The sequence below is a fragment of the Cupriavidus sp. WGlv3 genome (genome assembly GCF_023952475.1).
In the GTDB taxonomy this organism is placed as follows: Bacteria; Pseudomonadota; Gammaproteobacteria; order Burkholderiales; family Burkholderiaceae; genus Cupriavidus; species Cupriavidus phytorum.
This window is the reverse complement of the sequence record NZ_JALHRX010000051.1, coordinates 1-6907: the sequence shown is the minus strand read 5'-3', so window position 1 is coordinate 6907 and position 6907 is coordinate 1. Positions and strand designations below refer to the sequence as shown.

General features: G+C 54.0%; 5 protein-coding genes. 3 read left to right on the top strand and 2 right to left on the bottom strand.

Annotated elements, in window-relative coordinates:
• Positions 1–142 precede the first annotated feature (142 nt).
• Both MKD38_RS29945 and MKD38_RS29940 read right to left on the bottom strand, forming a co-directional pair.
• Complete coding sequence (locus MKD38_RS29945) at positions 143–730, bottom strand: helix-turn-helix domain-containing protein (RefSeq protein WP_012354721.1); 588 nt, start codon at positions 728–730, stop codon at positions 143–145.
• A gap of 1051 nt (positions 731–1781) precedes the next feature.
• Complete coding sequence (locus MKD38_RS29940) at positions 1782–2507, bottom strand: IclR family transcriptional regulator (protein ID WP_012354720.1); 726 nt, start codon at positions 2505–2507, stop codon at positions 1782–1784.
• An 896-nt stretch (positions 2508–3403) separates the two neighbouring features.
• Between MKD38_RS29940 and MKD38_RS29935 the strand changes: the two genes are divergently transcribed.
• The 3 genes from MKD38_RS29935 to MKD38_RS31205 all read left to right on the top strand — a co-directional run bounded on the left by MKD38_RS29935 (position 3404) and on the right by MKD38_RS31205 (position 6767).
• Positions 3404–4885: an aldehyde dehydrogenase gene (locus MKD38_RS29935; protein WP_012354718.1), complete on the top strand. Its 1482-nt coding sequence runs from the start codon at positions 3404–3406 to the stop codon at positions 4883–4885.
• Between the two features lie 165 nt (positions 4886–5050).
• Positions 5051–5818, top strand: coding sequence for a hypothetical protein (locus MKD38_RS29930; protein ID WP_012354717.1), 768 nt, complete (start codon positions 5051–5053; stop codon positions 5816–5818).
• 715 nt (positions 5819–6533) lie between these two features.
• A complete protein-coding gene (locus MKD38_RS31205) occupies positions 6534–6767 on the top strand; it encodes a transposase (protein ID WP_012354716.1) in 234 nt (77 codons plus the stop codon).
• Positions 6768–6907 lie beyond the last annotated feature (140 nt).

The following is a 6907-nucleotide window of genomic DNA, read 5'->3' as shown; positions in this document are numbered from 1 at the left end:
GACCTCGTCAGCGAATTCCATATGGGCCAGCAGGCCTTAAGGCCTGCAACAAACGGGCCGGACATAAGCGTGCTGCCTCTACCTGTCGACCACCATGTCAAATCGAGCTTGCTATCCGGGAGGCGTCCACATAAGCACTTCCCTAGCGCTTGACCAACGCAACGAGATAGATGCACGGGTTGTTGCCAGGATTGATGAAGGTGCATGGTGCGGGAGGACCGAGTTGCAGACAGTCGCCGACTTCTAGCTCATGTACCAGTTGACCTTCCTCAAACACCAGGGTCCCTTGCTGTACCCAGATCTGCTGGTGCTGGAAGATGAAGGCCGATGACGGGTAAGAAATCCGAACATTGGCTGGAAGCATGATTTCCACGAGTTCCAGCATGCCACCATTGCGCGGCGACACCGCGCGTCGGGTATAGCCAGTCTCGGGATCGGTCCAGACTTGCTGATCGGCGGCACGGCAAAGGCGATTGCCAAACTGTTCGGCCAGTGCCAGCAACATCGAGAGCTGCAGGCCAAAGGCTCCGGAGAGCCGACCCAGGACTGTTGCGGTCGGACTCGCTTCACCACGCTCGATCTTGCTGATCATGGCCTTTGACACGCCGGCGCGCTCAGCGAGTTCGCCCATTGACCAGCCTCGCGATTCGCGCTCGATGCGCACGCGCGCTGAAATCGCGCCTGTTGGGTCCACAGGCGACCGGGTGGAAGAGGAGGAGGTATCAATCATGGCCGCCATTATACCGACCTCGCGATCGCGTCCTTCTGTCCTAGGTTGCAAATCGGCCTCGCCAAGTGTGGCGGTTAAACACTGGGGCTATTTGGTGTTCTATCGTCCTCTATAGTAAACCTATTCGGCTTTCCCTGCACAAGCTGGCTCTGCTTCTGTCAAGTGAGGGTTCCTCCCCAGATTCGGTCATCTGTTCTGCAACAAATCCCTGAGCATTGCACTAATGCTAACCCCCCGCCGAACGTCGGAAGACTTTGGTTTCACGCATGTCCTGAGCCGTTCGACAAACAACTATTGTGGATTTCAGCACCCATCGTATGACTGTACCGCCATGTCATTTCGTTGGCATCCGGTACTGAGTGGCGCTTGCAACTCGCTACTTCGCTATGCGACTCCGTTGCACGGACGGCGCGTCAGTCGTAAGAGATCAACGCCTCTCGGGGCGTCCCTATGGCTGAGTGGCGAAATTTAAGCAGCTCGCGAATCTCGATCTTCAGCAAAACCACTGCGCTACGGCTGATGAAGTGACCCGCAGCATACGGCGGCATCCATCGATGCCGCATACCCCTGCATGAGAGCTTCCTCCGTGTTGGGGCCGTCGTCAGCCGGTTGATTGATTGCCTTCTCAAATACTGCAATTTCCGTGGCGCCCGTAAGTTGTATGTCGATACACCTATCGAATCCGAGTCGATGACCCGCCTTCATCATCATCGCTGGCGTGGCCCATTTGACTTTCACGCTTCTCGCTCAGCGCGCTTTCCAAGTCCCTGGACGAAATGTCCCGAGCGAGGCGTTGTTGGTCGTCAAGGCAACGTCAATCGTGCACGAAAGCAGTTGCTCAGATCGCGCCGAAAGAACTGAATGCTTAAAACATACAGAACGCCGGATCTCGCGCGCGCTTCCGCGTGAATGCCATTACAATGATCCTACAGTTCCATGGGTGATGGTGAGGTTCCGTATCGAATCGCCTGATCGGCTACACTCAGAGGTCACGGGCTCTTTCGCACGCCAGTGCATTTTCTCAAAAGGGAATGTGAGGGACTCAGTGCCATCATTCGTTAAAGTCGGCGACGCCCAATCTCGATGAGATACTCATTGCCACATCGCGTACGGGTTTCGCAAAAGTTTCCGAATAGCGAGACGTGGGCATTGTAAGTGTGACGGCGCCAGCGAGTTCTCTTGCAGCATTGAAAACAGGAGCTGATATGCCGCTGAGCACCGGTACGCGATCTCCGACTAGCATAGCAATGCCATCTTTACGAATCCGATCGTAGATTTCCCCTTGCGCACCGGAATAGGCCAGCAATACGCGGCCGCCAGCGCCGCGATCAATTGGGAGAATCTCACCCGCCCGTATATGATCGCGAACCAGCTGTGGGGAGTCAACTCGATAGAGGCAGAGACGGAACTCCTTTTGTCGTACATAAAATGCAGCGCTCTCCTTGGTTTTTTCTGTGAGTTCACGCAGCGCCGGCATAACGATTTCTTCGAGCGAAAATGACGACGCGTAGATTGCATAAAGACGCGCGATTTGTGGGCCGAGGCAGTAGGTTCCATCTGTTTTACGTTGAACATAGTCCTTGTGTTGCAAGGAGGCTAGCAACCTCAGTACGGTGCTTTTATATAGCCTTGTCTGTTTCGCTATCTCAGTCAGTGAGAGCGAAGCAAATTGTGGTGTGAACACGTCAAGCAAGGACAAAGCGCGGTCCACACTTGAGGCACCTCCGGGCGCAGAATTTTGGTCAGAAATTGATGTGTTTTGTGGCTTGCGTGGCATCGTTGGATAAAGAGAGATACAGCTGTTGACCTCGTAAAGGCGGTACCTTAAACTGAATCAAGTCGTCATCATTACATACGGAAAAAACTTGCCGTGTCAACAAAATGACGCTCTTATTTAGGTAGAAGGGTGGTGGCGCCATGGCTTGAGGCTATCTGTCGACACGCACTCAGCAAATTTCGTGCTCACCTTCATGAGCGAAGAAGCTAAGCGCTGGAGCGAGCTTGCAAAGGAACCTACAAAATGTGTGGCAACGATCTTGAAGGGAATCGCTGATCAATGAGGTTTGCGGTTGATGTTTTACACGCCGTGGCTTTTCTTGCTTGCATTCTGCAGACTTGTGGGCCGATGGCCTCACTATGGACGCGCGTAGGGCCCTTCAGGCTGCATTCGGTACTTAGCACCAAAGGAAAGCCGGAACGGATTCTGGTAAGCCTGACTGGAGCGATCCCGACAAATCTCACATTTTGTCCGACAGCGCTGGCGGAGGTGCCGTAAATCTTTTGTGACTGAGTCGGAAACTGGACTGACCCTTCGGGATCACACCGTGAACTGACGTAGCTTCCTCAAAGGGTTACGATCGCTCCATGATCAAGCTTTGCCAGCCGTTCGGGCGTTGGAGGTGTTGATTCCTAAAGCCTTTGCAGACTGGGGGCATTGTTTAACAGGTTCCCGCCGGCACCGACCAGAAAACAATTGCAGATGGGAACGAGGTCATTAAGCGCCAATCGATGGCAATCATCCGCGTCGGGTGATGTGCTTGACGCATGAATGCGAGCAAAAGCAAGAATTGAGTCGACGCACTTGCGGTGCTGTGGACCATAGCAAGGCGCTGTCGAATAATGGAAATGTAATACCGACCCAATGCTCATTAAAAAAGGAGAGTTTGGATTCAAATGAAACGCTATAAATTGTTCATCGACGGCCGTTACGTCGATCCAGTAAGACTGGAGTGGTTCGATACGGTCAACCCGTACACCGGCGAGGTATGGGCACGCATCCCTAGAGCTACAAAGGAAGACGTTGATATCGCGGTAGCGGCAGCTTCGCGTGCCCTGAAGGCGGGACCTTGGGCGATGATGACAGCCACGGCGCGCGGCAAACTAATGCGACGTCTCGGTGATCTGGTCCTTGAAAACGCCCAGCGCCTGGCAGAAACTGAGGTACGGGACAATGGCAAGGTGATGACTGAGGTGCTGAACCAGCTTCGGTCGCAGTCGGAGTGGTGGTGGTACTTCAGCGGCCTAGCTGACAAGATAGAAGGCGCTGTTGTTCCTTTGGATAGGTCCGATGCCTTTGCTTTTACGACCCACGAGCCAGTTGGCGTGGTCGGTGCCTTGACGGCCTGGAACTCGCCTTTGCTTTTCGTAGCGATGAAATGCGCGCCCGCCTTGGCAGCAGGCTGCACCGTGGTCCTGAAGCCATCAGAATTTGCTTCGGCGAGCACACTGGAGTTCATGGAGTTAACCCAGCACGCCGGCTTCCCGAGTGGAGTATTCAACGTTGTCACTGGATTTGGTCCGGAGACCGGGGCTGCGTTGGTGGAACATCCTGACGTCGCCAAGGTGAGTTTTACTGGATCGGATGCCACCGGGGCAAAGGTATACGCGGCTGCTGCAAAGTCTATGAAACGGGTTTCAATGGAATTAGGTGGCAAGTCGCCCAATATTGTGTTCGAAGACTGCGACTTCGCACAGGCAGTAAGTGGAGTTGTGTCGGGGATCTTTGCAGCGACCGGTCAAGCTTGTGTGGCAGGGTCCCGCTTGCTGGTGCAGAATAGTATCAAGGACCTTTTCGTCGATCAACTTGTCAGCATGGTTGCATTGGCGCGAATCGGTGATCCAAACGCACCGGAGAATAGCATCGGTCCTCTAGCAACACCGGAGCAGTATAAAAAGGTTTTGCGGTACATCGACATCGCCAAGTCAGAAGGTGCTCGCTGTGTAATAGGAGGTGAGGCTATGCGGGATCTCTCTGGTGGGCAGTTTGTACAGCCCACCGTTTTTATCGACGTAAAGAGCGACATGCGCATCGCGCAAGAAGAGGTATTCGGCCCCGTGCTCTCGGTCATGGGCTTCGATGACGAAGCGGACGCAGTGAGGATCGCCAATGATGTTATTTATGGGCTCGCCGCCGGAGTATGGACAGCTGATATCTCCAAGGCGCTTCGTGTTTCAAAGGCGCTCAGGGTCGGCACAGTGTGGATTAACGCCTATCGCGCGATGAGCTTCAACCTCCCTTTCGGTGGCATGAAGCAATCCGGTATTGGCCGTGAGAACGGTATCGAAGCTGTGCGCGAGTTCCTCGAGACCAAAAGTGTCTGGGTTTCAACTAAGGCAGGGACGCCGGCTAAGAAAGTCAGCGCAAATATGCAGTAGCAAATTGGCCCCGCAGTAGGAAATTGGCCTATACATAGGGAATGAGGGTAAGATAAAGGGAGAAAACAAAAATATCGATTTTTTTGTTGATCGTTTAGGTGACGCGATATTTTTTCATTTTGAAGCTAATGGTAAACTCTAACAGGGCCATCACGAAGCTGAATCATGACCACAAACGCTTTTACCCGCCAGCAATTAGGCAGCTATTTTGCGTCTTTTCTCGGCATGGAAGGAGGAAACCCGTCCGCTGCAGTTTGGTTTTGCAATTATTCGCCGAGAAGGGGCTGCATATCGCTAGTCTCGCCTCTGATGCCGAAGCTTGAATGTCCAGCTTGGGACGCCGCCTTTCGAGCTCAGCATGCAACGGCGATAGTCCGGTGGCAGACACATCAGCGGATCGCTCGTATTATGTCAGCTGCTCGTCAAATGGTGCTGTTTGGCGACGAAGATGGTGGTGACTGGAAGAAATATCTTTCAGATCTTCTGTACCGACCGCAAGGCTGGGAATTCATGCTCAGCCTATTTCCGCTCCCAATTCGTACAGACGATGGCCAGAGCTGGAGGCGACGCTTTAGCATGCAACCTGAACTCACTTCGAAAGTCGCTTACATGTCTCTTTGCCGTGATGGAGGACGCTTTCGCTTCATCGAGGCGTTACGTCGGCGCGAGCAGCCGAAGGTGGTGGTGTGTCTAGGCGAGCGTCATGAAGATGATTATGTGCATGCCTTCGGTATGCGCGGGCTTTCATATAAAGAGCACACTCTGAAGCCGGCGGACCAGGTCCGAATACTTCATGTCTACGACGACACAGGCACGCAGCTCGTGCTTTGCCCTGCATTAGCCGGTTCCGCTGGTATGTGCTCTGATGCCCTTCTGAAGGCACTGGGAGGATACATTAGCCAATGGCTGGCGAAGGAGGATTTTGAGATGTGACGTACAGATGTATAAGGAAATCATTGCTGACACGCCTAGCTTCACGACCAACCAAAGGCCAATGCGCGGTTAGGCATAGACCAATTCAAAATGAGCCAGATATTCCGACTAAGCATGCCGCTATATTAGCTGTAAGCCTGTTCCGTTCTCCGGGGGTAACCCAATTATTAGGCCAATCGATCGCGACAAACTGATGGGAAATTTTTTCATCATCATGACGAACATTAGTCGTTGCGGCTAGCTAGTCTGTCTTCCATCTATTCATTTTCCGTGTGAGGCAAAAAAATGATATCGAAGCGACGCATGCTTCGATAGTGCACGGCAGGTTTTCTTCAAAATCGGGGCGGATGAGGGGAGTTGGAATGAACCGCCCATCTAACGCTAAGCCAAAGCCTCGAAGGCAAAAGGGGCTCTCGCTTGATCGGCGGCGTCGCTGTGCCAGAGTGAGAACTGGATCCAACACTCAAGGTGGAGGAGAGTACGCGTACCCGGCAGAGCAACCAAATGCCGGGGCTGCTGGGGTGAGGCTTGCACTTCGGTACGCTGTCCTTCCGGGCCAAGAGCGCTGGGCCGTAGTTCGCTCGCGTCGTACCGCTCTTGCTGACACGGCGCTGGAGCGGCAAGTCCGTGCGCTTGGCGAATTCGATGAATAGAAGATCCTACTGGTTGCGCGTGACCTACATAGTGGCTAAGGTCTGATCCGGCCGCGCAGATTGTGGACCAGATGTCCGGCTTGGGCCCTATTACCGCTACTGCCTTGGTCGCACCATTCTCTGCCCAGCCACTCGCACAGGCAGGGCATTCGCCGCAAGCCTGCGGCTATTCCGGCACAGACCGGCACGGCGGTCATGTATCGCTTGGGCACATCAGCAAGCGCGCGGCAACGCTTCTGCGACGACAGGTGGTCAACGCAGGACAAACGATGCTCACGCGCACCAGATATCCTTAGGCACGGGCACTGCCCATGCTGCAGCGGCGCCTCAAGGACGTCGTGGTGGCACTGGCCTACAAGATTGCCGAAAAGCTTTACTGGCCCATGGGCGCCAATGGCCTGAGTTGGGGGCGTCGCCCGCCTTCACCAGCTCTTAA

Excerpts from the sequence above, each read along its gene's own strand:
- MKD38_RS29945 (WP_012354721.1), bottom strand. The coding sequence starts at position 730 with ATGATTGATACCTCCTCCTCTTCCACCCGGTCGCCTGTGGACCCAACA.
- MKD38_RS29940 (WP_012354720.1), bottom strand. The coding sequence starts at position 2,507 with ATGCCACGCAAGCCACAAAACACATCAATTTCTGACCAAAATTCTGCG.
- MKD38_RS29935 (WP_012354718.1), top strand. The coding sequence starts at position 3,404 with ATGAAACGCTATAAATTGTTCATCGACGGCCGTTACGTCGATCCAGTA.
- MKD38_RS29930 (WP_012354717.1), top strand. The coding sequence starts at position 5,051 with ATGACCACAAACGCTTTTACCCGCCAGCAATTAGGCAGCTATTTTGCG.